Raw genomic sequence first — 26,288 nt, forward strand, 5'->3', positions numbered from 1 at the left:
GCAAGGCGCCCGCCCTGGCTTCAATCAGTCGCCGTGAGCGTGTGAATGGGGATGCGGATGCGGATGCGGATGGGAATGGGGATCGGGTTGCGCGTGCTCATGCCCGCCAGGCTCCCCCCGGCGCGCCATCACCACGTTGAGCTGGCCATGGTGCACGCCGCGCTCGGCCGTGATGGTGTCGGCAAATCGCCGCACGGCGCTGGCCGGGCCGCGCAGCATCACCGTCTCTATGCACTGCTCATGGTCCAGGTGCACGTGGGTGGTGGCCATGTGCAGTTCGTGGTGGTCATGCTGCAAGCTGGCCAGGCGCTCGGACAGGTCGCGCTCGTGGTGGTTGTAGACATAGGACAGGTTGGCCACGCACAGGCCGTCGGCGTCCTCGCGCTCGCGCACCTGGGCCAGGTGGGCGCGCAGCACGTCGCGGATGGCCTCGGAGCGGTTGTCGTAGCCGCGCGCGGCGATCCATGCGTCGAAATCACGGGCCAGGTCGTCGTCGATGGAGATGGTGAAGCGTTCCATGGGCAGCAGAAGTGGGGGAAACAAATGGCGGGAACAAAAAAGGTCGGCATCACGCAGGATGTGCCCGGCCATTGTCCGGCCATCCAGGCCGGTGCCCTGCATGCAACACCCGCGCCAATCACTGTCGGCGCAGGCTGGCAATAGCGACAAACCACCACGGTCATGCTTTGTTCACATTCGCGCAATATCCGGTTACCCTGATCGAGGTTGCGCAGTGCGCACCGTCGATCGCTGAAAGGGGCGCGGCATGCAGTATTCATTCGATCAGCTTCTGGACATGCTGCTGTCCCTGCTGGAGGCTGCGCCCGCCTGTTCCTCGCGCGAACAGTCCTTCGAGCAGCTGCGCACGCTGTGGCTTCAGACCCACAGCTATTTCGCGGCCCCCGAGACCGAGCTGCGCCGCATCGGTACACGCCGGCTGGAAGACTTTCACGGCTGGAAGGACCTGGACAAAGACCCCTGCTACCTGGACCACGATCCCGGCAACGGCAGCGCCCTGCGCATCTACCTGCACCGCGATGGCGGCATGGTGATACAGCGCCTGCAGGGCGATGGCCGGCAGATCCTGTTCTCGCGCCTGGGCGTGCAGTTGCAGCCTGCTAGCTGAGCATGCGCCCGGCCTGCAGGGCCAGTTGCTCCGGGGAAGACAGGGCCCGGCCCTTGCGCTCCAGCAGCCACAGCACGGCCAGCGCCGTGACCACCGCCAGCCCCGCCAGCAGCAGCAACAGATCGTGGAAGGCCGCGCCGTACACCTGCGCAAGCAAGCCGTCCTGCCCCGGCAGCGCCTGGGCGGCGCGCGCCAGATCGGCCTGGGCCAGCTGCCCGGCCATCTCGCGCCGCAGGCCCGCATCGGGCGACAGCCCGCCAAGCCGCCCCTCCACCAGCACCGACAGCACGGCGCCCGCCACGGCCAGGGCCACGCCGTCCGCCGAGATGCGCACGGTGTTGAAGATGCCCGTGGCCATGCCCACGCGGTCTGGCGCCACGGTGCTCACGGCCAGCCCGTCCATCAGGCCCCAGGGCAGGCCAATGCCGGTGCCTATCAGCAGCAAGGGCAGCGCCAACGCCGGACCGGCGCCCTGCCCGAAGGCAGCCGCCAGCCACCACAGGCCCGCCGCGGCCAGCAGCAGACCGGCCGCCGACAGCCGGCCCGGGCTGATCCAGCGCGACAACAGGCCCACCAGCAGGGCCGCCAGCAGCGGCACCACCAGCAAGGGCGCCGCCAGCCAGCCCATCATGCGGCCCGCCGCCAGCGGGCTGAGCCCCTCCACGCCAATGAAGCGCCCGGGCAGCATGACCACCAGAGAGATGAACAGAAACGCCGGTGACGCCGCCAGCAGCTGCACGCCCAGAAAGCGTGGCTGCGAAAACAGCGACAGATCCAGCAACGGACGGGCCACGCGCCGCTGCACCGCCACGAAGACCACGAACAGCACGGCGGACAGCGCCAGCGGCCCCAGCACCTCGGCATGGAGCCAGCCGCGCTCGGACACCATCAACACGCCGTAGGTGAAGCCGCCCAGGGCCAGGGTGAACAGGGCTGCGCCCAGCCAGTCGGGCCGGTCGGCAGACACGGCTTCATCGCGCCGCGCGCTGGCCATCACCATGGGCAGGCCCAGCAGCGCCACCAGCCCCGTCCCATGGAACACCCAGCGCCAGCCCAGGCTGTCCACCATCAGGCCAGACACCCAGGGGCCGAAGGCCAGGCCCAGGCCAAAGGTCGTGCCCAGCAGGCTGAAGGCCCGCATGCGCGCCGCGCCCTCGAACAGCGGCGCCAGCGAGGACATGGCCGCCGCAAAGGCCACCGCCCCGCCCAGCCCCTGCAGCAGGCGCAGCCCATCGGCCCAGCGCAGATCGGTTGCCAGGCCCACGCCAAAGCTCAGCAGGCCGAACCAGGCCAGCCCCAGCAGCCACAGGCGGCGCCGGCCATGGATGTCGGTCAGGCTGCCGGCCACCATCATGGCGCTGCCGTAGCTCAGGATGTAGGCATTCATGATCCAGCCCAGCTGGGAGGGCGTGCCGCCCAGCTCGGCATGGATGGAAGGCAGGGCCACGGCCGGGCCCGTGAAGCTCAGGGGAATCAGCAGCCCCGTCAGGCAGACGGCCAGCAGTTGCAGCCATTTGAGGGGGCTGCCGCGAGAGAGGGAAGACATGGTTTGTGCGCCATTTCAAGAAACGACCGCCAGCGTAGGCCCGTCTTCATCTGAGACAATCCATCTTCATTTCCAAACACTTGAGACACCTGAGTCTCAAATCATCTTCTTCACACGCCTCTTCACACAGCACATGGAAATAGATAGCCTGGGCAGCATCGGCCTCTTTGTGCGCGTGGCCGAGCGGCTGGGCTTCTCTGCCGTGGCGCGCGAACTGGGGCTGTCGCCCTCGGCCGTGGGCAAGGCCGTGGCGCGGCTGGAGGAGCGCCTGGGCGTGCGCCTGTTCAACCGCAGCACGCGCACGCTGGCACTGACGGCCGAGGGCGAACGCTTTCTGGAGCGGTGCCGGCGCATCCTCTGCGAGGTCGAGGCCGCCCAGCAGGAACTGCGCCATGCGGGCGAGCGGCCCCAGGGCCGGCTCAAGGTCAGCCTGCCACGCCACTGCGGTTTGTTCGAGCAGGCGCTCTCGGACTTCCTGCTGGAATACCCCGAAGTCGAACTGGACCTGAACTTCTCGGACCATCTGGTCGATGTGATCGGCGACGGCTTTGACGTGGCCATACGCGCCGCGCCGCTGCAGGACTCGGGCCTCAAGCACCGGCGGCTGGGCGGCTTCCGGCGCGTGCTGGTGGGCTCGCCGGCCTATTTCCAGCGCCATGGCAGGCCGGCGCAACCTGCCGACCTGGCCCACCACCAATGCCTGCACTACCGCTATCCGGCCACCGGCCGGCTGGAGCGCTGGCCCTTGGGAAACGACGACGACACCGCCCCGCCCGCGCTGCCCTCCAGCGTGGTCTGCAACAGCGTGGAGATGCGCATCTTCCTGGCGCTGCGCGGCCAGGGCATTGCCTGCCTGCCGGACTTCACCGTGGCCCGCCAGCTGGAGCAGGGCCTGCTGCAGACCGTGCTCGACCCGTTCACCGCCAACGCCCAGGGCACGGTCTGGATGGTCTGGCCCCCGGGCCGCGACCTCTCGCCCAAGGTCAGGGCCTTTCTCGAATTCATGGCGCACAGGCTGTTTGCCTGAACCGGGTCAGCGCATCCGCTCAGCCCCTCAGTTGCGAGACGGCCCAGGCCGCGATGAACAGGCCCAGGCCGAACACCGTGTGCGCCATCAGGCTGCGCAGCCGCGCCACGGCGGGCTTGGGTGTCTTGCGGGCAAACAGCCCCGCCCCCATGCAAGGCTGCAGCGCAAGGAACGGTGCGGCCACGGTGAACACGCCCCAGGCCAGGGCCGGCCACAGCGTGGGCGCCCGGGCCCAGCCCTCACCCGCCAGGGCCAGCAGGGCCGCCGCAAAGGCCACGCCGATCGCATAGTGCGCCACCCAGCCCAGGGCCTTCTCACCCGCCACCGGCGCGGACCGGCCGATTCCGGCATGCACCAGCCGGCCGCGCGGCAAATGGCCCAGCCAGCGGCCCACCATGGCGTAGTCCAGCGAAGGCACGCCCCACAGACGCTGCAGCAGCAGCGCCCACACATCCATCACCAAGGTCGCGCCTGCGCCCGTCAGCACGGCGCGCAGCAGGAATTCCGGCACATCCAGCATGTCTCTTCACTCTCTTGCAGGTTTGCAGCGGCCTCCTTGGATGCCACCGCATGCACAATGAACAATACATTCAATTAATTGATTTAATGTTTGCGCGATGCTAGGCTATCCCCCATGAATCCGTCAAGCAGCCCTGTACCGATCGAGGCCTTCCCCGACTTGGCCGACCTGGCGCGCACCCTGGGTCATGCCCACCGCCTCACCTTGCTGAGCCATGCGGCCGAAGGCGAGCAGCCCGTGGAGCGCCTGGCCGAGCTGTGCGGGCTGTCCGTGGCCAACACCTCCCAGCACCTGCAGCACCTCAAGCGCGCGGGCATGGTGCTCACACGGCGCGAGGGCAAGCATGTGCTGTACCGGCTGGGTGACGGGCCCATCACCGGCATCATCGATGCGCTGCACGACTATCTGCGATTCCGCCACGCCGAGATCCGCGCCGTGGTCTCCGACAGCCTGCGCCAGCGTGACCGCCTGCAAGCCGTTGCGCTGGACGAGCTGCTGCAGCGCATGCAGATGGACGACACCATCGTGCTGGACGTGCGTCCGCCAGCGGAATTCGCCCAGGGCCACCTGCCCGGGGCCGTCAACATTCCCCTGGAAACGCTGGAAGGCGAGCTGGACGCGCTGCCGCCCGACAAGGACATCGTGGCCTATTGCGGTGGCCAGTACTGCGTGCTCTCGGCCAATGCCGTCACGGCGCTGCGCGCCAGCGGCCGGGAGGCGCGGCGCTTCGAGGCAGGCTTCACCGGCTGGCAGCAGGCCGGCCTGCGCGTGGAGGCCGGCGCCTAGCGCAGCAGCCGCGCCAGCCCCTGCTCGAACCGGCCATGCAAGGCCTGCGCGCCCTCGCCCGACAGGGCCAGAGCCAGCGCATGGCCATGCGTGTAATCGATCAGCAAGTCCAGCAGCACGGCGGCAGCGCCCTCGTTTTCGCCGGGCTCGCACTGCTGCACCTCGCCGCGCAGCCGCTGCGTGAAGGCGGCCAGCGAATCGGTGAACAGGGCCGGGTCGCCCAGAATGCACACCGTCAGCGCCGGATGGCGGCGCACGCGCTCCATGTAGCCCGCCAGCAGCGCCTGCACGCGCTGCGCCGGCGCAAGGCCGGGCTGCGGTTCGGCCAGCGGCTGGCCATGCACGCGCTCCACCAGGCTGCGCATCAATTCCTGCTGGTCGCCCACATGGTGGATCACCGACATGGGCGTAATGCCCAGCTGCCGCGCCAGCGGCCGCAGGCCAAAGCCCTGCGCGCCCACGGCCTCCAGCAAGGCCAGCCCGGCATCCAGCACCTGATCGCGGCTGAGCGAGCGCCCGGCCGAGGGGCGCCCGCGCCGTGCAGCCTGTGCAGTCGATACAGCCGGTACAGCCGATACAGCCGGCTCACTCATCGCCGCCACCGTTGCGCACCATGACCCGGCCACCCGCCTCCACCCGGTAGCGCGTGCTCACCATGCCGCTGGGATAGGCCTGGGAGGCCAGGCACGTCAACCGCAGATCGCAGCCGATATCACCAAACAGCGGCCGCCCCGCGCCGATCAGCACGGGCACGCGGGTGATGGTCATCTCGCCAATCTCGCCGGCCGCCAGAAACGCGCGGATCACGGCGCCGCCGTCGATATAGGCACTGCCCCAGCCCTCGGCCCGCAGCTCGGCCACCAGCTGGGCAGGCTGGGCGGACGTGATGCGCAACTTGCCGCGCAGGTGGGCAGGCACATCGCCCGCGCCCAGCGTGCGGCTCATCACCACCACGGGCTTGTCGAACGGCCAGGACTCGAAGCCGAGCACGCTTTCGTAGGTGGAGCGGCCCATGACGATGCCATCCACCGTCTTCATGAAGGCCGCGTAGCCGTAGTCCTCGCCGCCATCGCCCCCGGCCGGCAGCCAGTCCAGCGAACCATCGGGCCGGGCGATGAAGCCATCGACCGAAGTGGCGATGAAGACCTTGCCGAATGCATTGCCGAACGCATTGCCGTGTGCTTTTGCGGGTGTCCTGTCGGGTGCCATGGCAGTCTCTCCATCCAATTAAACATACACCGTATGATAATTAATCTGCGGCACCCTGGCTACCGATGGCCGTGCTCAGGCATAGGCCAGGATGTCGGCCAGCGGCCTGCGCGCCTTCTGGGGGCGTGGCGTGCCTGCCGCGTGGCCCACGGCGACCAGCATCACGGGCAGTTCGTGGGCCTGCAGGCCAAAGCCCGCTGCCAGCAGTTCCGCATCGAATCCCACCATGGGGCAGCTGGCCAGCCCCAGGCCCTGGGCGGACAGCATCAGCGTCATGGCCGCCAGCGAGGCCGAGCGCACAGCCTCGTCGCGCTGCAGTTGCAGGTTGTCCGCGTGCGCGGCCTGGGCCTGGGCAACCCAGCCATCGGCCGTGCGCTGGCTCATCAGCCCGCCGTCCACACTGGGCTGCAAGAACTCCGCCAGCCGCGCATGCGCGGCCAGCGTGCCGCAGACGATGAAGACTGCAGAGGCGTCCTCCACCTTCTGCTGCCCATAGGCGGCGGCCTTCAGGCGCGCCTTGGCCTCGGGTGTGCGCACGGCAATGAAGCGCCAGTTCTGCAGGTTGTAGGCCGACGGGGACAGCGAGGCCTGGGCCACCAGCGCGGCCAGCGTCTCATCGGCCAGCGCGCAGCCCGGCTCGAAACGGTCTGCGGAAATGCGCGAAGCGATGGCCTGCCCGATGGGCATGGAGGAAAGTTCGGAAGAAGTCATGTGAAACGCTCGGTGGGAAAAAGAGGAACCTCGATGCCAGAAACTCAGGCGCCGCGCGAAGCAGACCACTGCACCGCCAGCACGCTGGCCAGCACCACCAGCAGGCCCAGGAAGGACATGCCCGTCATGGACTGCGACAGCAGCGCCCAGCCCAGGACCACGGCAGTGAGCGGGCTCAGCAGGCCCAGCGAAGACACGGCCACCGACGGCAGGCGCCCGATGCCGCGAAACCACAGCACATAGGCCAGCAGCGCGCCGGCAAGACACAGGTAGGCATAGGCGCCCAGCTGGGTGGGCGACAGCGCGGGCAGCGGCGCATCCACCCACCAGGCCAGCGGCAGCAGCATCAGCCCACCAAACAGCAGTTGCCAGCCCGTCAGCGCCAGCACCGGCAAGTCCACGCGCCAGCGCCGCGTGAGCCAGGTGCCGGCCGCCATGCACACCGCGCCCGCCAATGCCGCCGCCATGCCCACAGGCTCGAACACCGTCTGCGGCGACAGCAGCAGCACTGCCATGCCCGCAATGCCGGCCACGGCGGCCCACAGCGTCAGCCGCGCGGGGACGCGCCCGTCCACCCCCCAGGCAAGCGCCATCACCAGCAGTGGCTGCACGGCCCCCAGCACGGCCGCCAGCCCGCCCGGCAGCCGGTAGGCCGCCACGAACAACAGCGCCTGGAACACGCCGATGTTCAGCGCGCCCAGCACCAGCAGCCGCCACCAGCCCGAGCCCACAGGCAGCCGCCGCGTGAACAGCACCAGCAGCAACCCGGCCGGCAGCACGCGGATCAGCGCAGCCGTGAACGGACGGTCTGGCGGCAGCAGTTCGGAAGTGACGATGTAGGTGGAGCCCCAGATGGCGGGCGCCAGCGCAGTCAGCAGGATGTCGCGCCAGGACAGGGCGGGGATGGCCGAGGGTGCGGAAGAAGAGGATGGCGAGGAGGACATGGCATTTATCTTCAATTCAAGACAAATCCATTATGCACGACTTATCTTAAAATCAAGACAAATGCCGAAACCCACCCTCCCCCGCCTTCCCGACCGGGTAGACACCATCCTCGAACAATGGGCGCGCGAACGCCCCGACCTGGACGCCAGCCCCATGGGCCCCATAGGCCGCATCAAGCGCTGCGCCGCCCTGCTGGAGCAGCGGCTGGAAGAGTGCTTTGCCCGCTTCGGCATGACCATGTGGGAATTCGACGTGCTGGCCACGCTGCGCCGCTCAGGCGCGCCCTTCTGCCTCACGCCCACGGCCCTGTTTTCCACGCTCATGGTCACCTCGGGCACCATGACCCATCGCATGAAAAGCCTGGAGACGCGCGGCCTGGTGCAGCGCCTGCCCAACCCGCAGGACGCGCGCAGCATGCTGGTGCAGCTCACCGACCAGGGGCTGGAGCTGATAGACCGCGCCGTGGAAGCGCACCTGGACAACGAGCGCGCCATGCTGGCGCCCATGCCCGTTGCCGAACTGGCCGCGCTGGACCAGCGGCTGTCCCTGCTGCTGCGCGTGCTGGAGGGCGGGCCTGACGAGGGCGCCCGCCCTGCCCCCTGAACTGGCGTATATCCAGGTCGTTGGAACTGGCGACGGTCGTGGTGCTCACGCCCTTCGCCATGACCCGGGAACGCTTTTGGCAAAAGAGGTGCTTCCCTTGAAGCACGTCGCAGGCACCCAGCCGCTTCTCGATAAGCCATGGCAGGAATTGCTTGCCCGCATGTCTCAAGACCTGCGCAACAGCCCGCATCCTGGACTCGGCTGGGCAATGCCAGAAAATCCTGATCACGCAAGCGCGACCCACAGAAGACCATTGGCTTTCCCACAATCTGCTGCAAAAACCTTGGTGTCGAGTTTTTGTAGCCAGATGTAATGATTTCACCAAAGATTTCCACTAAGATGTCCATTCCAACGGTGAAATGGCGATAACAGATTCTCAAACGACTTTGATACTCCCTCAACGCACCACACCATCTTGATAATGGTTTACTAATCTCCCGCCTTGGATACAAAAGGCTGCCACAGGCTGAATGCGCGCGATTTTCAATCGTCCAATGTTCAGGCTTTTTCCGGCTGATCCTTTACCGCACAATTTTCACACGAATGGCATGACGTCAGTTTACTCAGGCGGTAAACAGGCGTTTTAGCGAGTTATTCAATCTTTCAAACGGCACTGTGCAAAGCAGTCTCGCCGAGGCTTCGGCGTGGAATAGCCCTATGGCATCGGCACATAAAAAATGGGAGACATACCATGGATAGATCGGAAATAGTTTTAGCAAATAGCGAATGCCATCTCGATGCTGCGCATCCAACAGCAGATGAAGTCATCGCGTCTGCGCTCACCGCGCGCGAAATCGATGTACTCGAAGCGATGGCCAAAGGCCTCGGCTGCAGGGACATTGCGCACAAGCTGGGCATCAGCGAACACACGGTACGCAAGCACCGCAGCAATATGTGCACGCGGCTGGGCCTGCGCAATGCCGTAGAACTCGTCACGCATGCCAGGCGGCACGGCTGGATGAGCGCTGCCCGCTCACCGCTCCCTCTGTCTCCCCGCGAGCAGGAGGTGATGGTGCACGTGCTGGCGGGCCAGACCAGCAAGGAGATCGCACGTTCGCTTTACCTCAGTGACTTGACCGTACGCAAGCATCGCGAAAACATTCTGCGCAAACTGGGCCTGACAAGCACCGCCCAGTTGCAGACATTCGCGCCAACGGCAACTCGCAATGGCGGCAGCATCTGATATCCAGACCAGCGTGCATCGCCTGTCCGTACCCACCGAATACGACATTGGAAGTATTCCATCCTCCTGATGCAATTGGGCATGATGAGTCCAACGAATACTTATGACGGCTTCAGCAGGCGCCAGTGCATTCCAGGTTTGCGCGGTTGATATGGAATATCCGCGAGAGCCTTGAAAGGCTGCAAAGGCTCATATCCCTTCACCTCTTCGCCTCTACGGTCAGCGTCCGTCGAGGCATCTTCCCGGCGCCCACGTGTCGGATTCCTGCACGCAACTCAAAGGAGTATCCCGCAATGAACCACTCTTCGCGGTCACCACCTGAGATTTCTCCCGGGCACCCCATGCCTTAGGCCCAATACCGGGCAATCATTCTCATTGGCAAAGAAAAGCGCTCATGACTTCAAACCTCATGTCGCTCCCTATTCATTCAATTTCAGGAATTGCACGCCATGTCAGATCAAGCCATGTTCAGTCAGTTGTACAACGCCCTTGTCGATAATCTCGGCACCCCGAATTTCCAGTTGCTTGGCACCCCCAAGGACTTCAGCTGGGGCACGGCTCCAACCGGGCAATGGGACGCGGCGGCCTATCAGGTCGTGAGCGGCATGCCGCAGTGGTCCGCGATCGGTCAGTACGGCAGCCTCGATGCAACGCTCTTCGACGCCGTTCGCCAGATCTTCGGTCACGTGACATTCAAGGTCAGCCCCGAGCAGCAGGCCGATCAGACAGCGCTGGCCAACCTGTGCGTCCAGAAAAGCAATGCGATCGTCAAGGCCAACAGCGACATGAACCAGGTCTACCTGAGTTCAAAGCAGAACGGCGGCATCATATTCGCGGCCCGCTACCCTGACATCAACACGTGGATCAGCAACGCTCCAGAGGCTGCTGCCTACGTTGCCACCATCCAGGCGGCCACCAACGCCTACAACCAGGCGGTCAAGATGAAGATGGAGCTGGAGCGGGCCAGCATGCCCAGCGATCTGCAGCGCGCCATCGACATGATGCAGACGCCGTCGGGTGACCCCGCCACGAACAACGCACCGGCAGGCTGGACCAAGGTGCCGGATGGCGCGGGCATCCTGCGCTGGCAGCCGGACTTCCACATCGACACGAACGGCGCGGACTGGCGCGCATCGCTCAGCAACGGCAGCGCAGGCGCGTTCTCGATCGCGATGAAATCTTCGCAATCGAGCAGCGACTTCAAGTCCTCGTTTGCCAAGGGCTCGACCAGCGTTGGCAACTTCTTCTGGAGCGTCAACGCATCGGGCGGCTGGAGCAAGTCCGACCTGTTCAACCAGGACTCGAGCTCGGCAGTGAAGATCAGCTGCGAGTCCTCCACGCGCGTGAAGGTGAATCCTGGCGACTGGTACCCGGGCGGCTTCATGAGCGAGCTGGCCAAGGCACAGCAGGGGCCGAACGGCCAGGGCTACACCATCGTCGCTCCGTGGGTGGCAAACGGTGGCCCGGGGTCGAGCTCCCTGTTCGGCCCGAACGGCATCGTCGCGGCACGGGTGTCCGAGCTGCTGGTCGTCTACAAGCCTTCGTTCGAGATCACGATGAGCGCCAACACCTATCAGCAGAACAAGCAGGCCTTCGAGGCCAGCGCGGGTGTGCGCATCGGACCCTTCACCTTCGGTGGCACGGGCGGTCACCAGTCCGAGTACACCAAGAGCACCGCACAGGCCAATACCTTCAAGGGAAGCAGCACCTCGGTGAACCCGCAAATCATCGGCGTGATCGTCGACTTCCCGGGCATCCACTGACCTGAAGACCAGCGGGTGGGCGGGACTGGCGGGTCCCGCCCACCCCGCCCACCCCCGTCAACCGGAGACAGCGTTCATGAACGTGATCCATCAGTTCCTTGGCGGCCTGGCTGATCTGGTGCCTCCGCCCCCAAGGGCCCCAAGCGTATCGAGCGGGCCGAAAACCGGCATGGTGTTCAAGCGCTCGGCATCCATTTCGGCGCCGCTGGTGCGGGGGCAGATGCTGATGCCAGTGACCGCGTGGAACTGGCCGGATCCAGTGACCGGCACCATGGCCGACGCGCAGTTTCTCTTTGCAGATACGGTGCCCCAGTCCACTGCCAATGGCGCGCTGTACCAAGCGTCGGGGCGCAGCTTTTCGCAGGGATACAAGACCTTTCTGCAGGTACTCGAAGCCTGCAAATTTCCCTATCAGTCGATGCTTGCAGGCGCCATGCAGAAGATGGCAACGCCTGCGGGCGAACCTGCATACTCGCCCACTCCGGTGGGATGGACCAAGGTGTACGAGACCGGCTACCTCCAGTGGAAACCGATCTGGACACTGCCCAAGAGTTCGTCGGAGTGGAGCGCAGCAGTGGCTGTCGGCACGATCGCAAACCCCGGCACCTTGCGCTTGAATCTCAACGACACATCCGGCGCAGGGCCGCAGGCTCCGGCTTCCCTGCAGGCCCTGGACGCTTCCGGCCGCGTCCTTGCGCTACCCGCAGCTTCGCTGGAGACGGTCACGATCACCTCTGAATGCTGGGACCAAGTGCCGATCTACCCCGGCAGCTGGTACGACGCCTCGATGGTGGCGCTGGGTCGCGGCCTGGTGCCGGATGCAGGCGTATTCTTCGGGCCTGGCGGCCTGATGGCGTGCCGTGTGTCAACTTTCTACGTCGCGTTGAAGCCCCGCTTCGACTTCACTGCCGCAGCGCCTATCCCCGCATCGCTGCGCCAGACGCTGGATGAGGCTGACACCGTGCAGGCCATGGGTGTGACGGTTCAGCGCGCACGCGGAGACGGACAGCCAAACCAGGCCTTGCGCCTCGTGAACACGGACCCTGCCCCCGTCATCGTGGCCGTGAGCCTTGAAACCTTGGCGTGATTCGTCACGTCCACCGCCATATCCACCGTCATGTCCACCGTCACCCCAGCCCCCGCCTACCAGCGGTAGGTGGCCGTGGCCACTGCCTGCCGCAGCTCGCCGTAGCGGCAGCTGCCTGCGCTGCAGTTGCTCAGATAGGCCTTGTTGCCCAGGTTGCGCAGGTTCAGCGCCAGGCTCCAGCGCTGCAGGTCGTAGGCGACCAGGGCATCCACCACCGTGTACGAAGGCAGCGGGGCCGCTGCCGATTCCTGGTAGCCGCGGTTGGAGCCCATGTAGCGCGCTCCAATCCCCACCCGCAGGCCGGTTGCGAAGCGGTAGTCGGCCCATACCGACAGCTGGTTGCGCGACACCGCCTGCATCTGCTTGCCGATCTCCGAAGGCGTGCTGCTGGCCGTGACGATGGCCTTGGGCGTATAGGTATAGGCCGCGATCACGTTCAGGTTCTTCAGCGGCTGGAACGCGGCCTCCAGCTCCAGCCCGCGCACCGCAATCTCGCCGGTCTGCCGGGGCAGGAACTCCGGCGTGTAGGTGATGTAGTTCCTGCGGCGCAGATCGAAGATGGCGGCGCTGTAGCGGCCTTTTCCATCTGTCGGCACATAGCGCACGCCGGCCTCGTACTGGCGCCCGGTTTCGGGCTTGAGCGGCGTATTGGTCTCCGGGTCCATGGTCACCGTGGGCGAGAACGACTCGGAATAGCTCACATAGGGCGCCCAGCCGCTGGGGTGCAGATAGACCAGTCCCGCGCGGCTGGTGAACTTGTGGTCGTTGATGCGCGTGCGGCTGCCGTCGATATGGCTGCTCACCGTGGCCGAGGCGCTGTCATAACGGCCGCCCACCGTAGCCACCCAGTCGCTCCACTTGATCTGGTCCTGCAGGTAGATGCCCGTCTGTGTCAGCCGCGTGCGGGCGTCGAACCAGGGATCACCGGGCACCACATCGTTCGTATACACCGGCGCATAGCCGTCGATGCCCGACACCGTGCCCGCGTTGTAGGTGCGCTGGTCATTGCGCGAGCCCTGGTAGTCCAGCCCCGCCAGAAACGTGTGCTGCCAATCGCCCAGCCGCAGCTTGGCCTGGGCCTGGTTGTCGATGGTCAGCAGCCGCGCCCGCTCCTTGCTGCCGAACGGAAAGCGGTTGAGCCGCCGGAAATTGGCCGGGTCCAGCGGATCGGCAGGGTTGACGGTGGCGAAATCGCTCTGGTTGTAGACCTGCTGGTAGTCCACCTTGATGGCGCCGTAGCGCGCGTTCTGGCGCAGCGTCCAGGTGTCGTTCAGGCGGTGCTCGAACAGATAGCCCAGCATCCACTGGTCCTGATTGAAATGGTCGAATCCCGGCTCGCCCACATAGGTGCCCGGCGAGAACTTGCCGTTGGGATTGGGCAGCAGCGTGCCCACCTCGGGAAAGCTGCCGTAGGAGCTGCCATCGCGTATGCGCAGATAGTGCGCCAGCACGGTCAGCGAGGTATCGGTGGAGGGCTTCCACGTCAGCGAAGGCGCCAGGTACACCCGGTCATTGGGCAGGCCGCTGGCCTGCAGCTCGGCATCGCGCACCATGCCGGTCACGCGGTACTGCAGCGTGCCCTGCGCATCCAGCGCCCCCGCAAAATCCCCGCCCACCTGGCGCCGCCCATGGTTACCCACCTGCACCTGCAGCTCACGCAGCGGCTCGCCCGTGGGCCGCTTGCTGACCACGTTGACCATGCCGCCCGGCCCCGTCTGCCCATACAGCACCGAGGATGGGCCGCGCAGCACCTCGATGCGCTCCGTGCCGTAGTTCTCCGTCTGCCACACGGCCCAGCCGTTGTTGTTGCGCAGCGGCAGGCCGTCCAGGTAGTAGCCGGGCGTCTGCGCATCAAAGCCGCGGATGATGGTCCAGTCAAAGCGCGAATCCGCACCCCAGGGTGACACATTGATGCCCGGCGTATAGGCCAGAGCATCCTTGAGCCGCAGCGCCCCGCTGGCGTTGATGAAATCCGAAGTCACCACCGAGATCGACTGCGGCGTCTCCTCCAGCGGCGTATCGGTCTTGGTGGCCGTGGCGCTGCGCCGGGCCACATAGCCGGGCACCGGCCCCGTGGCCGTCTCGGCATCCACCTCTCCGCTCACGGTCACCGTGGGCAGGCGCGGCACCTCCTGGGCCGAGGGGGATGGCGCCGCAGGCGCGGGCTGGGGCGCCGCCCGCAGCACATAGCCACTGGCCGTCCTGGCCAGCGCATAGCCGCTGCCACGCAGCAGTACGCCAAAGCCTTCTTCCACGCCATGGCGGCCCTGCAGCCCGGGGGAGCGCAGGCCGCGCAACTGATTGGCATCGATGGCAATGGCCACGCCCGCCTGCAGCGCAAAGCGGTTGAGCGCATCGGCCAGCGGGCCGGCCGGCACGTCATAGACCACGGCCAGTGCCGGGGCCTGCGCCCATGCAGCGCCCGTTCCCGCAGCCGCCAGCGTGGCGACCGCAGCGGCTATGGCAAGCCTGGAGAACAGCCCCGGCAGCGGCATCGGTAGCGGCAGACGGCGGGCGCGGCCCCTGTGGGTAGGCAATGGCATGGCGGAGGATTCCTTCCTTGGTTCGTTGGTGTCTTCCAAGGCTTGACGCACGAACTTCGCAAAGACGAACCGGCCCGGCAAAAAAACTGAAAAAAACTTCAGCCCCCAGGCGCATCCACCAGCACCAGCCACGGCGTCAACGTGCGAATGCGCAGCTCGGGAAAACTGCTCATCAGCAGCTGCAGCGCGCGGTCCGTATCGTCAAGCGGCAGCACGGCGCTCACGCGCAGGTGGTGGATCTGTGCGCTGTCGTAGCGGATATGGCCAGGCCGGTGGCGGGCCAGCGCATCCAGCACCTCGGCCAGCGGCTGGTCGCTCACCACCAGCTGGTGCTGGCGCCAGGCATCCGCCAGGCCCCGGGCGTCCATGGCCTGCACGGACCCCAGGCCGTGGTCCGTGATGCGCACGCGCTGGCCGGCATCCACCGTGGCGGAGTCCTGGCCGCCCGCAGCGGCCTGCGCCGCCACGCGCGACTCCAGCACGCTCAACACCGTGGCATCGGCCTGCCGGTCCACCACAAAGCGCGTGCCCAACGCACGCAGGCTGCCCTGCGCGGTCTCCACCACAAAGGGGCGCGATGCATCACGGGCCACATCGACCAGAATCTCGCCCTGCACCAGCTCCACCGTGCGGCGCTGCTCGTCATAACGCAGGTTCACCGCGCTGCCGCTTGCCAGCGTGATGCGCGTGCCATCCGCCAGCGCCCGGGTCTGCCACTGGCCTGTGGCCGTGCGCAGGTCCGCCATCAGATAGCCCGGTGGCCAGGCCTGCAATGCCACCCATGCCGGCAGGGCCAGCACGGCAGCCAGCATCAGGGCCGCACCGGCACGCCGCGTGCGCCGAGCACGGCGTGTCTGCCCATCCTGCTTTCTTCCAGCGCTGCCCGACGCATCCAGCGCCGCACGGGCTGGCCGGCTGCCGGCCGGGCCGCTGCGCGCAGCCTGCAGGCGGTCCAGAAACTGCTCCATGTCCAGGGCGGCGGCCGCATGGCGCGGGTCGGCACGCTTCCATGCTTCAAAGCCCGCGCGGGCCGTGGCGCATTCGGCCTCGTCATCGCCCGTCAGCGCCACAAGCCACTGCGCCGCCTGCTCGGCCAGGGCATCGTCATCCGGCCCTGCGCCGGGCATGCGCTCCGCTCTACCGGACATGCTCGGCCACGGCAGGGCAATGGGCGCGGCAGTGCAGCAGCGCCTGCACCAGGTACTTCTGCACCATGCGCGTGGAAACACCCAGGCCCTGTGCAATCTCGGCCTGCGGCTGCTCGTCCAGGTAGTGGCGCAGAAACGCCTCGCGCGGGCGCTCGGCCAGCCCCTCCAGCGCAGCGCCAATCTGCTCCAGCGCCTGCACCGCCATCAGGATTTCTTCGGGCGCCGGATAGCCGGGCAGGCTTTGCGCCACCAGCGCCAGCTCATCCAGATAGGCCTGCGCCATGGCCTGGCGCCGCGCCCGGTCCACCAGCAGCCGCCTGGCCGTGGTCGTCAGGTAGGCGCGTGGCTCCGCCATGCCCAGCAGCACATCGCGCGACGCCAGGATGCGCACAAACGTGTCATGCGCCACATCGGCCGCATCAAACGCATTGCCCACCCTGCGCCGCAGCCAGCCGCGCAACCAGCCATGGTGGTCGGCATAAAGGGCAGCCATGCGTTGCTGCAGCGCGGATTCGGTGGAAGACACGGTTTCTTCTGCGCTGCGCCCGGGGCAAGGCGGCAGCCGCAGCGGCGGAATTGAGAATGAAACGCATTCTATCGAGACAGGACGCATGCGTATCAGTCTGCGGCGTGCCCGCAACGGGCGCGGTGGCAGGCATGGACCGGCGGGCAACGGTGCGGCGGATACGGCCAAGCCAGTCCAGCGCACCGCCATGTGCCCTGCCCCGCCCTATCGCAGACCTTCCGCCTGCAGCGACTGGCGCACGGCAGGCCGCTCCCGCATCCGCGCGTACCAGTCTGCAAGATGCTCCAGGCCATCGAAGCGAATGCTCGTCTTGTAGACCGACTCCAGCCACGGCGCCTGCCCCCACTGCGTAAGCGCGTACAGATAGGCATCGGCCACGGTGAAGCCATCGCCCATCAGATAGCGCTTGCCGGCCAGCTGCGCGTTCACCCAGGCATACCGCTGCTCCAGCTTGGGCCTGGCCGTCTCCACGCCGTACTTTCCCGCTGCCACCGCATACAGCAGCGGGATGAAGCCCTTGTGGATTTCCGAATTCAGAAAGGCCAGCCACTCCTGCAGCCGATAGCGCTCCAGGCTGCCATGGGCCGGCGCCAGAAGCGACGCAGGCCGCAGGTCCGCCAGGTACTGCAGGACGGCGGGCCCTTCCCGCAGCAGGCTGCCGTCGTTCAATTCCAGCAGGGGGACATAGCCAAACGGGCTGAGCGCACGGAAGTCCCTGCCGTCTTCCGTCTGGTGGGTCTTGTGGTCCACCCGGACCAGTTGGAAATCAAGCCCCAGCTCGTTCAGGACAATGTGCGGCGCCAGCGAACAGGCGCCCGGCAGGTAATACAGCTTCATGGAATTTCTCTGGTGATGGAACAAGAGGCCTGTGCGTTCAGGCACAGCCCCTGGCCAATGTCATGCACCAGGGATAAATCTGGAAGAAGGCAATAAAACTGCCCATAGGTTAAAAAAATATACCTGCCGCCTGCCTATCATGAATGTGCTATGAAATCCAACATATCCGGCTGCTCCGTGGAAGAAGCCATGCGCCTGCTGGGCGGCCGCTGGAGGCTGCTCATCGCCTCCTACCTCATCGACGGCCCCCGGCGCTTCAACGACCTGCGCCGCGACATGCCCGGCATTTCCCAACGCTCCCTCACCCTGGACCTTCGCGCGCTGGAGGAAGCGGGCCTGGTCAAGCGCACGGTGTACCCCACGGCGCCGATCAAGGTGGAGTACGAATTGACCCAGGATGGGGAACGGCTCAAGCCGGTGGTGGGGGTGATGAAGGAGTTTGGGTTGTGGGTGAAGGGGAAGGCGCCGGCCTGACGAGAGCTGCGCCGGCTGGTTGTCTACATCCACCCCCCTGCCGACAGGCAAGCCCCATCGCCGCATGAACGGTGATTTCCAGAACAACGACCATGACGAACAAGCCTTCCGAGCAGGCATCCCGCGCCGAGTACGCGCGACGGATCAATCGCGTGCTCAACTACATCGATGCCCACCTGGATCAGCCTCTGGATGGCGCACATCTGGCCGACATCGCCAATTTCTCGCGCTTCCACTTTCACAGAATTTTCGCGGCATGGATGGGAGAAACGCTGGGCAGCTATGCGCAGCGCCGACGGCTCGAGAAAGCGGCATTCCGGCTGTCCTGCGGCAGCAAGGAGACCGTGCTTGAAACCGCGCTGGCCACCGGCTTCCAATCGGGCGAAGCATTTGCGCGCGCCTTCAAGCTCAAGTTTGGCTGCACGCCATCGGCCTGGCGCTCCACCACGCTTGAGCGGCTGAAGACCCAGGCGGCCGCCATCGGGCAGCCGCCAGGCAGCCAGCAGAGCAATCCTGATCAGGTCTTCGGCAATCTCCATCAGACAGACCCATGCGCGTTCGGCGAACCTCAGGGCTCTTGTCACCTGAAGGAAGAAATCGCCATGGACGTCCGCATCATTGATCTACCCAAAGCACATGTCGCCTATCAACGCTTGATCCGCCCCTATGGGCCAGCCATAGGCCAATTCTGGCGAGGCACCATTGCGCCGTGGATGCATTCCAATGGCCTCAGCGATCAAACGTGCTACGGCATAGGCTATGACGACCCCTCTCTCACACCCGCCAACAAATGCCGCTATGACGCCTGCGTGGAAGTCCCCGCGCATTTTGTCGCCAGCGGCCAGGTGGACACCCAATCCCTGCCGGGCGGCCGTTACGCCGTGGCAAGGTTCAAAGGAAAACCCGAGGGTCTGGCCAACGCCTGGATGTGGCTGACGCGCGAATGGATGCCGTCCAGCGGCATGCAATGCGACGACCGGCCTTGCTTTGAGATGTTTTCTGCGGTCACCGCCATGGATGCCGACACCGGCGAGTTCTGCTGCGACATCTGCATTCCGGTGCGGGCGCTGTAAAGCGACTCAAGCCGGTTGAGGCTTGACGAATGTGTTGGGTTAGCTGGTTGAATCCACCACCCGCTGCAGCCGTTCAACCTTTGCCGTCAGGTGTCGGTTTTGCAGCGGTTGCTGCCACTCATGCCCTAATCGTGAGCTTTCGGTCACAGCCGCATAGCTTTAAATCCGAGCACCAAGGCACAAACTGGCCCAGCGACGGGTTTCAGGTGAGTAACCGACGGTGACCCGGGAATCCCTAGAATTCCGCTATTGCAACCAATTAATAGCGCTGCTAAAAAAATAATAATGTCACATTCAGTGGCTTGTCTTCTTTAATGCCTTTTTGGTTTAATAATTACGGGGTTAAATTTCATTTTTATAGCTAACATCTTAATGTCTTTTGGTCTCGGCTCAATAAGTTTTCTCCATCTTCTACTGAGACCTCCATTGATTTTTTCATCTAAATCAAATACTAACTGAGAGCAAAAATGTTCATTTAAATTGGTTAACCATTTTTCCGGAACGCCTAGCATTCTAAATATCTTATTGGCTCTTACCGGATTGGCTGAGATAAATAAAAGCACCAAAGGTACGAGCATTGCAGTAACAAAAATACCCAAATACAAAAATTCACCTTTGTATAAAAGAAAAAATATACCTACCATTAAGGAAAATATCCAAAATACTAAACCAAAATAATTAACTCCAGAATTTATACCTCTTTTGAGATTGTATTGCAATCCTTCTATGCAATTCAAATGCTCTCTCAAAAAATAGGATTGTTGCGGCGTTAATTTCTCTGGCCTTTCCAAAAGTAGTACTCTATTGTTTTTTTTGATAAATGAATTTATCGAAACCGTAAGAACACCATTGGGAGTTGCTTCTATGACCTCTTTGTCAGAAATGGCAAATGCTGCATGACTAAACCGGCTTATTGTGAATAACCTAATACCCCAACTCGTGAACGAACAAGCGGAAGAAACTAATATATCGCCTTCTTTCATGGAGATTCCCTATAATAAAAATGTGCTAAGCAAGCCGACCATCAAAGGCGGATCGGCTTGATTCAATGCATTATACCTGTCGAAATTTCTTAACCCATTGCTTTTCATTAATCAGTGTCTGCTTTACGTCTGCGGCATCAGAAATAATTTGATCAACGACACCATTTTTCGACTTTTTTTCTGAAATTGATCAATCGCATCTTAAAAATTCCAATTAACCACTCAGAACATGTCGTAAACGCACTTGCTTCATGGCCTTTGAATACCAGGCAAAAAACTGGCCAAAAATAGTTGCTCGAGAGAAAATACTTTTCTTATTGATGAATCAACTGAATAAATGCCGCTATTTTTTAAAATAGCATTGGCAAAATGCGACAAACATGGCAAAGAACACGAATCCAGCAGACGTGTTGTGAATATTCGGTGAATGCGGAGTAGAATTACGCCTACTCATCCTTAAAGACGTCTCACCCGTTAGATAGGCACGATGAAGCTGACCAAGGACAGTGCAATCCATTCATCATGCCCCGGATTTGGCAAGCCACAGCTGCAGCTATCGGGTACGCGAGTTGCGCGAGCGAACGTCGACAAGCACGATGGGAAATCGGTCACATCTTGCACGCAGGTATACGCCATGATCTTTCACAAGGCCCTCGTCGACATATCGAAACATATGAAGGGCTGAAACGTCATGCACCACGCTGAGCCCCATAGGGGCGTCGTTCAAGGTAATCGGATTGACTGGCGCGACCCCAATTCGAGTGCCCTTGTTCTTGCCCTGCAGTTGCAAGGCACACAAGCGCTCCAAAGTGTCGAACCCGCAGCTGATCGTCATGTCTGCCCGTACATGCATTGCGGCAGCTTTCTCGAGTGTGGCCATCCACTCTGAGGAAAAGTCTGCTTCGGCCTTGTCGATAAGTAGGTTTCCTTTGGTGGTATCGGTCCGCGCCATACGCAGGCAGCGCTCGATCACCGCGCCAACAATCTGGGTACGTAACTGATCCTGGCCACGCTCGGCTTCGTTGCAGTCCGCCAACAGGGAAAGCGCAGCGACTGCGGCAGCGCCAACATTACCCTGTTTGACGAGGCCCACCATGATGGTATTTAGGCGTGCAGGCGCTAGGGCTCCCGGTATGCGTTTCCGAGTAGCGTGGTGCAGGATAACTGCGCTCCACGCATCCACGGCCGCGACATCTCCAGACAACGTGTGTGTTGTGATCTGGTGGCTGATTTCCTCGAATGAGGCAAAGAACTCGAGGTAGCCCAAGGCGATGGGTCCCGCAGCACCTTGCAGGGTGGCGTACCAGTCCAGAATGAATTCTTGATCAGGTGCCAAGCGTAGAAAGGCGGCAACATCGTCGGTTAGGCTGTTGGAATAGTCAGTATGCGCCGCTGGCGACGGCTTTACTAGACGCATGCGTTCTGCGACCAGGAACTCCTGAAAGGACCGGTGTGCGAAGAAGAGAACACCGGACTCTTTCTCCTCCGTCAAGGTCGAGACTATGTACTCATTGCGTTTTCCCTCCTGATCAGAGCTGTTCCCGTTGGGCAGGTCATGGAAAAGCAAGTCTGGTAGTTCGCGCCGGTAGAAGCTGCCTTGTGTACCGTCAGGCTTGCGCCAAGCCCACCAAGCGAGTTCGCGCTGGAACTGCAGGCGGGCCTCCAAGGCGATGGGCCTACGCGCGGCCTTCTGTACCGTGTCGCGTTGGACCATATTGCTGATGAAATGCTCATACAAGCGGTGCGCATTGAAACCTCGCAGATCGAAGTTGGGATCAGCGGCTGCATCCGCAACGAGTTGCACATGGACGGGACGGCGTAACAGATCCTCGGGTACCTGCGCAAAAATCTCTTTGCGACGCCTCTCGATAAAGTCCGATTGGTAAGAGTAGCGCTTGCTATTTTCGTGCTTGATTTGGTTGACCTGCAGGCTGGAGGTCAGAAGCTGGGAGGTTTCTTCTGCGTTGAAGAAGGCCATCTTCCACTCATGCCAAGAAGGATAGTCCGCGCTTGCGACGAGTTGGCCGCCAACCTTGGTCATGCCGCGAAAGACCATATCTCGCTCATCGGAAGGCAGCGCATTGGGTCGGCCCAGCAGCAACACCTTTGCCTTGCCCACCAACAGCTTGTTGAATTCGCGGAAATTGTTGAGAAAGTCCGCCGCTGTCATGGCGTGCTTCATCTCGTCGAATCCATCCAGAATGATGAACAGACGGCCCTGCTTGTTCAAGTACTCCAAAGTCGCATACTGGTATCCCACGCATGGAAAACGTGAGGTGAACTCCTTGCCGAAAAGTCCCTCGAGCTGGGTCTCATGCACCACCTCACCTAGACGCAGAAGGATGGGCATGCGGGCAGTGGGATCGGCTAGGTGCAGATTGGCACAGTGAGCGGCAAGGCGCTTGGCAAAGCTGGACTTGCCTTGGCCATATCCACCCAGGATCGCTCGACTTGGCCCTTCATCGCTTCGTAGCCAGTTTTCGACGATCTGGATGGCCGGTTCTGTGAAGCCCTCTAGTCGCGCTTCGACGTATTCGGTCAGATCAGTGGGCCGCAGCGCAGCCAGATGCGTAATGTAGGGCTTGATGCCGAAGACCGACTCGGCCAACTGGTCGTAGGTCTGGTGCGAGGCGCCACGCCAGGCATCGATGAATTCCTGTGCGTCGGTGGAGACCCCGCTGCGACTGACGATCAGGATTCGGTCGATCCCTCCCCTGTCTAGCATGACTTGGTACAGAGGAAAGATCTGAGAGGACACATAGCTCTTGTCTAGCCGGCTGCTGTAGTCCTTGCATTCCACAGCCCAGATCTCGGTCTTTCCGAAGTCTTCGCGTGTGAAGTGGATGTCCATTTTGGTGCCGGACTCGCGGACTTCCACTCGCAAGTTGGGATACTTGGTCCTGAGTAGATCGCACACTAGATCTCTGAATCGATCACCACGCTCGGTCGTGCTAGGCAGCTTTTTTTGATTCGCGTCAGGTAGAGACATGCTGGCAAGAGAAGGGCAAGAATGGGCGTCGCTTCCACGACGTAGGCACCACAGCAGTGCCAACTGCTTTCTAATACAAAAAACATCTCCCGAACGCATGCCACAGCAATGTCGACGGCGCACGTCCAGTTTGGGCACTGGTCGAATGACCCCTTTGCAGCGGGCGCGATGTATGCTTCGGGTCAACGCGAGCCAACGGAGCAGCGTGAAATCGGTCCTTCGAAACGGTGCGCAGTAAATCGAGTAATCGACTGGCGGCTTCCAAAGATGAAGCGGTCGTCCACGACTGGAAGCGTTCACCGGCCGGTGTTGGTCGTCGCGCTCACTCGCACACTGCATCGTGAATGGCGCAGATCAGCCTGAGGCTATCGTTTGGAAGTCGGCAGCGGCCGACTGCTCCTGGTCGCGATCTCCAGGTCGGCCGGTACCAGCTAGCCACCGTTCAGCGCGGCCGAACCAAGCTTGCGCCCGTGCGGCCTTCACTGAGCACCTCAGATTTCCGTCTGCTCTGAGATTTCTAGGGCGTCATCAACCTCGATACCGAGGTATCTCACTGTCGACTCGAGCTTGGAGTGCCCTAGAAGCAGTTGAACAGCCCTGAGATTTTTGGTGCGTAGATATATCAGCGTTGCCTTTGTTCTGCGCACAGAGTGCGTGCCGTACTCAGCTCGGTCCAGGCCGAGCTCCTCGACCCAGTGCCCGAGGATCCGAGCGTACTGTCGGGTGCCCAAATGAGGCGACTCGTGCAGCCGGCTGGGGAACAGGAAGTCCTCGGACTTCAGGCGCGCCTGTTTGATCCAAACCTGCAATACGTCCCGCGTTGCCTGAGTGATTTCGAACTGGACCGGCCGCCGTGTCTTCTGCTGCATGATGACGGCGCGCGTCGCCACCTGATCGCCATGGCACACGTCCCGAACCTTGAGTGCGACGAGGTCACATCCGCGCAGCTTGCTGTCGATGCCGAGGTTGAACAAGGCGAGTTCACGAACCCTGCCGTCCATTTGGAGCCGAACGCGTAGCGCCCAAATGCCCTTGAGTTTGAAGGGCACCTTTTGGCCGACGAGCTTGCCCTTGTTCCATGGCTCGCGATGAATGAAGTTGCCTGTGGTTCCCATGATGGTCTCCCATCAAGTAAAGAACACTACAGAATGCACTTCTCAACGGACCGAAGTCGCCGCGTTGCCGGTGCTCTACGCCGGCTACGCGGGAATTTTCGACGTCGGTTAACTTTGCGTGCTTGTGAAATGTCAGTCTCGGCCAGAAGCGGGGGCTCACCATAGGCCGCGTGCAAGCTTGCGGTCCAGGCCGATAGCGCGCTTGCAACACGAGGTTTTTTGCTGCATTGCTCGCCAAACAAACTCAAGGCCGGCGCACATCCAGACTTTTTCCGGCCAGTTGCGTTGGATGCGTGTCGGCTAAAATATCATGCCTCGATGCTGCCGAGAAGCTATAGTTAAGCTTCAACCGCGCGAACCATCTGCTAGCCTATTTACCAATAGACTAGTGCCACCCTAGGTAATATCCGATGAAAAAAGCAGGGTTGACTATATTCGTCGAGGGTCCAACGGACGAGATTATCGTTCGATACATCCTCGAGGCCGCAGGCGTATCCGACTCAGTTACTATTAAAGCGCACCATGGACCTCAATCAGTTGGTGCAGCAATTAAGGATTTAAACAACTGCGGCACTGAAAAATTCTTAGCCCTTATAGATGCTGATGAGATGAGCACAGCCGATTCGCGCGAGTTGGCGCGATCGAAACTCAAGCATCCCAATATTCCCGTATATTGTGCCATCCCAACGATTGAGGCTTGGCTTTTTGCTGATATTGACAAGGCACGAGATGAGGCCCGAAGCGAACAAGCAACCAGAATTCTTGAGCGAGCACCGCTGCCGGAAAGCATTCCATACCCGAAGGTATTGGCAGGCCATGTTTTTAGAAAAGCCCCTCCGCGCCAAGCATATGCCTTCCTACAACGCATAGATGTTTCGAAGGCCGTCGCTCGCTCGTCTTCGCTTCGAAGTTTTCTTGCCGGCGTGTTTGAGAATCTTGGCCACCCCGTGGTGGACGAAACCCAGCAACTAACAGGCTCAGTAAATCGCGACGTGTTCTCTACTCTCTTGCGAGAGCTTCCAAGTTCAACTGTTGTCTGGAAGACTATTGACGGTTCTACTATCGATGCAGCCCGATTGGCAAGAGAGGTCGTGGAGGGGACAGACCTCGGGAAACAGTACATCACTGAGGTTCTTCGGATTGCTCGCGACATGATCGCTCGTAAAGCTCGCCCATGACAATTGTCTTTGTCACAGCACACGATCCGCAGACTGAGGCCAATTTGTCAATCGCCCGGTTGATCACCGCGCCTGACGATTTGAATATATTTGGAGAGGATGCCACGCGTGCAAACCTAATTCAGATACTTTCCACCGCTGCGGGTTCTCGGCCGTTGTTTTGCATGTCCCATGGAAGTAGAGATGCGGTACTTGATGATGTGCACGTAGGCGCCCTACAAGCGAAAGATGCGAGGTTACTTGAAAGCCGCAAAGTCTTCGCGTGGGCATGTCATACTGGCGCCCGATTAGGGCATTCCGTTGGCCAGTCTGGCGGTATCTGGTGGGGTTACGATTGCGCAATAACAGCGCCCGATAATCGAGTCAAATATGCCAAAATCTTTGCCACTATTTTCTCTGAAATTAAAGAATCATTTGCAGCATGCGAGAATGAAGAAAGCGCTTATGCATTAATTCAGCGAATTCGCGAATTGTGCGAAGCGGCATTGGAAGCGCTAGATAAAATGGGCGCGAAATATGATGAAGATTCTTTCTCACTTTATTCATGCTGCAATCAAATCTGGTCTCGTCTCTCGGTTTGGCTGGCTCATCAGACTAATCCGTGTCGACATCCAATGGCACCTTCACCGTTCATAGAACTCTAGTCCAAGGCATCCACGGCAAGACGTCGCTCGCGGAGCTTGAAGGTAATTACCGGCAGCGCAACCACGCCCACTGTCACCCGAGAAGCCCGGCCCCAGTGTCGCGTGTTCGAATCTCCGTCCGTACGTGAGCCTAGAGCATCGCCTGTTTGGCCGGCATGCGTCTGCCGTGAATCGGGAGCATGGCCCCGCGTGGGCGACAGGCAGTCCATTCAACTTGCCAAACGGCAGGTTTAGGGTGTCGAGTTGGCCCTACTTGAGGACTGCAACGGTTC

The 26,288-nt window shown here is 62.2% G+C and carries 26 protein-coding genes; 12 read left to right on the forward strand and 14 right to left on the reverse strand.

Annotated elements, in window-relative coordinates; all coding sequences use genetic code 11:
- Positions 1–24 precede the first annotated feature (24 nt).
- Complete coding sequence (gene nikR, locus DELCS14_RS17820; protein ID WP_043796807.1) at positions 25–519, reverse strand: nickel-responsive transcriptional regulator NikR; 495 nt, start codon at positions 517–519, stop codon at positions 25–27.
- A gap of 247 nt (positions 520–766) precedes the next feature.
- Between nikR and DELCS14_RS17825 the strand changes: the two genes are divergently transcribed.
- Positions 767–1,126: a hypothetical protein gene (locus tag DELCS14_RS17825; RefSeq protein ID WP_013802908.1), complete on the forward strand. Its 360-nt coding sequence runs from the start codon at positions 767–769 to the stop codon at positions 1,124–1,126.
- On the opposite strand, the gene DELCS14_RS17830 is transcribed toward DELCS14_RS17825, so the two are convergent.
- Positions 1,119–2,672, reverse strand: coding sequence for an MFS transporter (locus DELCS14_RS17830; protein WP_013802909.1), 1,554 nt, complete (start codon positions 2,670–2,672; stop codon positions 1,119–1,121). The two genes, DELCS14_RS17825 and DELCS14_RS17830, sit on opposite strands and share 8 nt — an antisense overlap.
- Before the next feature lie 139 nt (positions 2,673–2,811).
- Here DELCS14_RS17830 and DELCS14_RS17835 point away from each other — a divergent pair, with 139 nt between their 5' ends.
- Complete coding sequence (locus DELCS14_RS17835; protein ID WP_043796809.1) at positions 2,812–3,699, forward strand: LysR family transcriptional regulator; 888 nt, start codon at positions 2,812–2,814, stop codon at positions 3,697–3,699.
- Between the two features lie 19 nt (positions 3,700–3,718).
- Here DELCS14_RS17835 and DELCS14_RS17840 read toward each other — a convergent pair whose 3' ends face one another.
- Positions 3,719–4,219 (reverse strand): DUF2938 domain-containing protein, encoded by a 501-nt coding sequence (locus DELCS14_RS17840; RefSeq protein ID WP_013802911.1) that lies wholly within the window; start codon positions 4,217–4,219, stop codon positions 3,719–3,721.
- 114 nt (positions 4,220–4,333) lie between these two features.
- On the opposite strand from DELCS14_RS17840, the gene DELCS14_RS17845 reads away from it, so the two are divergent.
- Entirely contained in the window at positions 4,334–5,005 is a 672-nt protein-coding gene (locus tag DELCS14_RS17845) for a metalloregulator ArsR/SmtB family transcription factor (protein WP_013802912.1), read from the forward strand.
- Here DELCS14_RS17845 and DELCS14_RS17850 read toward each other — a convergent pair.
- The 4 genes from DELCS14_RS17850 to DELCS14_RS17865 all read right to left on the reverse strand — a co-directional run bounded on the left by DELCS14_RS17850 (position 5,002) and on the right by DELCS14_RS17865 (position 7,869).
- Complete coding sequence (locus DELCS14_RS17850) at positions 5,002–5,598, reverse strand: TetR/AcrR family transcriptional regulator (protein WP_013802913.1); 597 nt, start codon at positions 5,596–5,598, stop codon at positions 5,002–5,004. The genes DELCS14_RS17845 and DELCS14_RS17850 overlap by 4 nt on opposite strands.
- Entirely contained in the window at positions 5,591–6,214 is a 624-nt protein-coding gene (locus DELCS14_RS17855) for a dihydrofolate reductase family protein (RefSeq protein ID WP_013802914.1), read from the reverse strand. The genes DELCS14_RS17850 and DELCS14_RS17855 overlap by 8 nt, the downstream gene beginning before the upstream one ends.
- 75 nt (positions 6,215–6,289) lie before the next feature.
- Positions 6,290–6,925, reverse strand: a complete 636-nt coding sequence (locus DELCS14_RS17860) for a nitroreductase family protein (RefSeq protein WP_012204946.1) — start codon at positions 6,923–6,925, stop codon at positions 6,290–6,292.
- A gap of 44 nt (positions 6,926–6,969) precedes the next feature.
- Positions 6,970–7,869 (reverse strand): EamA family transporter, encoded by a 900-nt coding sequence (locus DELCS14_RS17865; RefSeq protein WP_013802915.1) that lies wholly within the window; start codon positions 7,867–7,869, stop codon positions 6,970–6,972.
- A 61-nt stretch (positions 7,870–7,930) separates the two neighbouring features.
- Between DELCS14_RS17865 and DELCS14_RS17870 the strand changes: the two genes are divergently transcribed.
- From DELCS14_RS17870 to DELCS14_RS17885, 5 genes are all read left to right on the forward strand, one after another.
- Positions 7,931–8,473: a MarR family transcriptional regulator gene (locus tag DELCS14_RS17870; RefSeq protein WP_013802916.1), complete on the forward strand. Its 543-nt coding sequence runs from the start codon at positions 7,931–7,933 to the stop codon at positions 8,471–8,473.
- Between the two features lie 97 nt (positions 8,474–8,570).
- Positions 8,571–8,786 (forward strand): hypothetical protein, encoded by a 216-nt coding sequence (locus DELCS14_RS30730; RefSeq protein ID WP_157158297.1) that lies wholly within the window; start codon positions 8,571–8,573, stop codon positions 8,784–8,786.
- 378 nt (positions 8,787–9,164) lie between these two features.
- The gene (locus tag DELCS14_RS17875) at positions 9,165–9,656 is read left to right on the forward strand and encodes a LuxR C-terminal-related transcriptional regulator (RefSeq protein WP_013802917.1); all 492 of its coding nucleotides are present in this window, start codon (positions 9,165–9,167) and stop codon (positions 9,654–9,656) included.
- Between the two features lie 449 nt (positions 9,657–10,105).
- Positions 10,106–11,419 carry a hypothetical protein gene (locus DELCS14_RS17880; protein ID WP_013802918.1) on the forward strand — a complete coding sequence of 438 codons (1,314 nt, stop codon included), beginning with the start codon at positions 10,106–10,108 and terminating at the stop codon, positions 11,417–11,419.
- Between the two features lie 76 nt (positions 11,420–11,495).
- Positions 11,496–12,506, forward strand: coding sequence for a hypothetical protein (locus DELCS14_RS17885; RefSeq protein ID WP_013802919.1), 1,011 nt, complete (start codon positions 11,496–11,498; stop codon positions 12,504–12,506).
- Between the two features lie 56 nt (positions 12,507–12,562).
- On the opposite strand, the gene DELCS14_RS17890 is transcribed toward DELCS14_RS17885, so the two are convergent.
- The 4 genes from DELCS14_RS17890 to gstA form a co-directional block, all read right to left on the reverse strand.
- Entirely contained in the window at positions 12,563–15,049 is a 2,487-nt protein-coding gene (locus tag DELCS14_RS17890) for a TonB-dependent siderophore receptor (RefSeq protein ID WP_013802920.1), read from the reverse strand.
- A gap of 98 nt (positions 15,050–15,147) precedes the next feature.
- The gene (locus DELCS14_RS17895; RefSeq protein ID WP_228676787.1) at positions 15,148–16,197 is read right to left on the reverse strand and encodes a FecR domain-containing protein; all 1,050 of its coding nucleotides are present in this window, start codon (positions 16,195–16,197) and stop codon (positions 15,148–15,150) included.
- On the reverse strand, positions 16,187–16,723 hold the full coding sequence (locus tag DELCS14_RS17900) for a sigma-70 family RNA polymerase sigma factor (RefSeq protein ID WP_043796297.1): 537 nt from the start codon (positions 16,721–16,723) through the stop codon (positions 16,187–16,189). Before DELCS14_RS17900 ends, DELCS14_RS17895 begins: the two co-directional genes overlap by 11 nt.
- A 204-nt stretch (positions 16,724–16,927) precedes the next feature.
- On the reverse strand, positions 16,928–17,560 hold the full coding sequence (gstA, locus tag DELCS14_RS17905) for a glutathione transferase GstA (RefSeq protein ID WP_013802923.1): 633 nt from the start codon (positions 17,558–17,560) through the stop codon (positions 16,928–16,930).
- Positions 17,561–17,710: 150 nt separating this feature from the next.
- On the opposite strand from gstA, the gene DELCS14_RS17910 reads away from it, so the two are divergent.
- Together DELCS14_RS17910 and DELCS14_RS17915 are read left to right on the forward strand one after the other, a co-directional pair.
- A complete protein-coding gene (locus DELCS14_RS17910; protein WP_013802924.1) occupies positions 17,711–18,034 on the forward strand; it encodes a helix-turn-helix domain-containing protein in 324 nt (107 codons plus the stop codon).
- Between the two features lie 92 nt (positions 18,035–18,126).
- Positions 18,127–19,107, forward strand: coding sequence for a GyrI-like domain-containing protein (locus DELCS14_RS17915; RefSeq protein WP_013802925.1), 981 nt, complete (start codon positions 18,127–18,129; stop codon positions 19,105–19,107).
- A gap of 311 nt (positions 19,108–19,418) precedes the next feature.
- On the opposite strand, the gene DELCS14_RS30735 is transcribed toward DELCS14_RS17915, so the two are convergent.
- The 3 genes from DELCS14_RS30735 to DELCS14_RS17925 form a co-directional block, all read right to left on the reverse strand.
- Positions 19,419–20,090, reverse strand: a complete 672-nt coding sequence (locus tag DELCS14_RS30735; RefSeq protein ID WP_013802926.1) for a hypothetical protein — start codon at positions 20,088–20,090, stop codon at positions 19,419–19,421.
- Between the two features lie 553 nt (positions 20,091–20,643).
- The gene (locus DELCS14_RS17920) at positions 20,644–23,418 is read right to left on the reverse strand and encodes an NACHT domain-containing protein (RefSeq protein WP_083829097.1); all 2,775 of its coding nucleotides are present in this window, start codon (positions 23,416–23,418) and stop codon (positions 20,644–20,646) included.
- A 152-nt stretch (positions 23,419–23,570) separates the two neighbouring features.
- Positions 23,571–24,194: a tyrosine-type recombinase/integrase gene (locus DELCS14_RS17925; protein WP_013802928.1), complete on the reverse strand. Its 624-nt coding sequence runs from the start codon at positions 24,192–24,194 to the stop codon at positions 23,571–23,573.
- 410 nt (positions 24,195–24,604) lie between these two features.
- Between DELCS14_RS17925 and DELCS14_RS30090 the strand changes: the two genes are divergently transcribed.
- Together DELCS14_RS30090 and DELCS14_RS30740 are read left to right on the forward strand one after the other, a co-directional pair.
- Positions 24,605–25,372, forward strand: coding sequence for a DUF4276 family protein (locus tag DELCS14_RS30090; RefSeq protein WP_013802929.1), 768 nt, complete (start codon positions 24,605–24,607; stop codon positions 25,370–25,372).
- Complete coding sequence (locus DELCS14_RS30740) at positions 25,369–26,016, forward strand: hypothetical protein (protein WP_013802930.1); 648 nt, start codon at positions 25,369–25,371, stop codon at positions 26,014–26,016. Before DELCS14_RS30090 ends, DELCS14_RS30740 begins: the two co-directional genes overlap by 4 nt.
- Positions 26,017–26,288: the final 272 nt, after the last annotated feature.

The sequence above is a fragment of the Delftia sp. Cs1-4 genome (genome assembly GCF_000214395.1).
Classification (GTDB): Bacteria; Pseudomonadota; Gammaproteobacteria; order Burkholderiales; family Burkholderiaceae_C; genus Comamonas; species Comamonas acidovorans.

Coding starts and splice junctions, on each gene's coding strand:
- DELCS14_RS17850 (WP_013802913.1), bottom strand. CDS start 5,598: ATGAGTGAGCCGGCTGTATCGGCTGTACCGGCTGTATCGACTGCACAG.
- DELCS14_RS17890 (WP_013802920.1), bottom strand. CDS start 15,049: ATGCCATTGCCTACCCACAGGGGCCGCGCCCGCCGTCTGCCGCTACCG.
- DELCS14_RS30740 (WP_013802930.1), top strand. CDS start 25,369: ATGACAATTGTCTTTGTCACAGCACACGATCCGCAGACTGAGGCCAAT.
- DELCS14_RS17830 (WP_013802909.1), bottom strand. CDS start 2,672: ATGTCTTCCCTCTCTCGCGGCAGCCCCCTCAAATGGCTGCAACTGCTG.
- DELCS14_RS30735 (WP_013802926.1), bottom strand. CDS start 20,090: ATGAAAGAAGGCGATATATTAGTTTCTTCCGCTTGTTCGTTCACGAGT.
- DELCS14_RS17860 (WP_012204946.1), bottom strand. CDS start 6,925: ATGACTTCTTCCGAACTTTCCTCCATGCCCATCGGGCAGGCCATCGCT.
- nikR (WP_043796807.1), bottom strand. CDS start 519: ATGGAACGCTTCACCATCTCCATCGACGACGACCTGGCCCGTGATTTC.
- DELCS14_RS17925 (WP_013802928.1), bottom strand. CDS start 24,194: ATGGGAACCACAGGCAACTTCATTCATCGCGAGCCATGGAACAAGGGC.
- DELCS14_RS17920 (WP_083829097.1), bottom strand. CDS start 23,418: ATGCAGTGTGCGAGTGAGCGCGACGACCAACACCGGCCGGTGAACGCT.
- DELCS14_RS17885 (WP_013802919.1), top strand. CDS start 11,496: ATGAACGTGATCCATCAGTTCCTTGGCGGCCTGGCTGATCTGGTGCCT.
- DELCS14_RS17895 (WP_228676787.1), bottom strand. CDS start 16,197: ATGTCCGGTAGAGCGGAGCGCATGCCCGGCGCAGGGCCGGATGACGAT.
- gstA (WP_013802923.1), bottom strand. CDS start 17,560: ATGAAGCTGTATTACCTGCCGGGCGCCTGTTCGCTGGCGCCGCACATT.
- DELCS14_RS30090 (WP_013802929.1), top strand. CDS start 24,605: ATGAAAAAAGCAGGGTTGACTATATTCGTCGAGGGTCCAACGGACGAG.
- DELCS14_RS17880 (WP_013802918.1), top strand. CDS start 10,106: ATGTCAGATCAAGCCATGTTCAGTCAGTTGTACAACGCCCTTGTCGAT.
- DELCS14_RS17855 (WP_013802914.1), bottom strand. CDS start 6,214: ATGGCACCCGACAGGACACCCGCAAAAGCACACGGCAATGCGTTCGGC.
- DELCS14_RS17915 (WP_013802925.1), top strand. CDS start 18,127: ATGACGAACAAGCCTTCCGAGCAGGCATCCCGCGCCGAGTACGCGCGA.
- DELCS14_RS17845 (WP_013802912.1), top strand. CDS start 4,334: ATGAATCCGTCAAGCAGCCCTGTACCGATCGAGGCCTTCCCCGACTTG.
- DELCS14_RS17865 (WP_013802915.1), bottom strand. CDS start 7,869: ATGTCCTCCTCGCCATCCTCTTCTTCCGCACCCTCGGCCATCCCCGCC.
- DELCS14_RS17825 (WP_013802908.1), top strand. CDS start 767: ATGCAGTATTCATTCGATCAGCTTCTGGACATGCTGCTGTCCCTGCTG.
- DELCS14_RS17870 (WP_013802916.1), top strand. CDS start 7,931: ATGCCGAAACCCACCCTCCCCCGCCTTCCCGACCGGGTAGACACCATC.
- DELCS14_RS17875 (WP_013802917.1), top strand. CDS start 9,165: ATGGATAGATCGGAAATAGTTTTAGCAAATAGCGAATGCCATCTCGAT.
- DELCS14_RS17910 (WP_013802924.1), top strand. CDS start 17,711: ATGAAATCCAACATATCCGGCTGCTCCGTGGAAGAAGCCATGCGCCTG.
- DELCS14_RS17840 (WP_013802911.1), bottom strand. CDS start 4,219: ATGCTGGATGTGCCGGAATTCCTGCTGCGCGCCGTGCTGACGGGCGCA.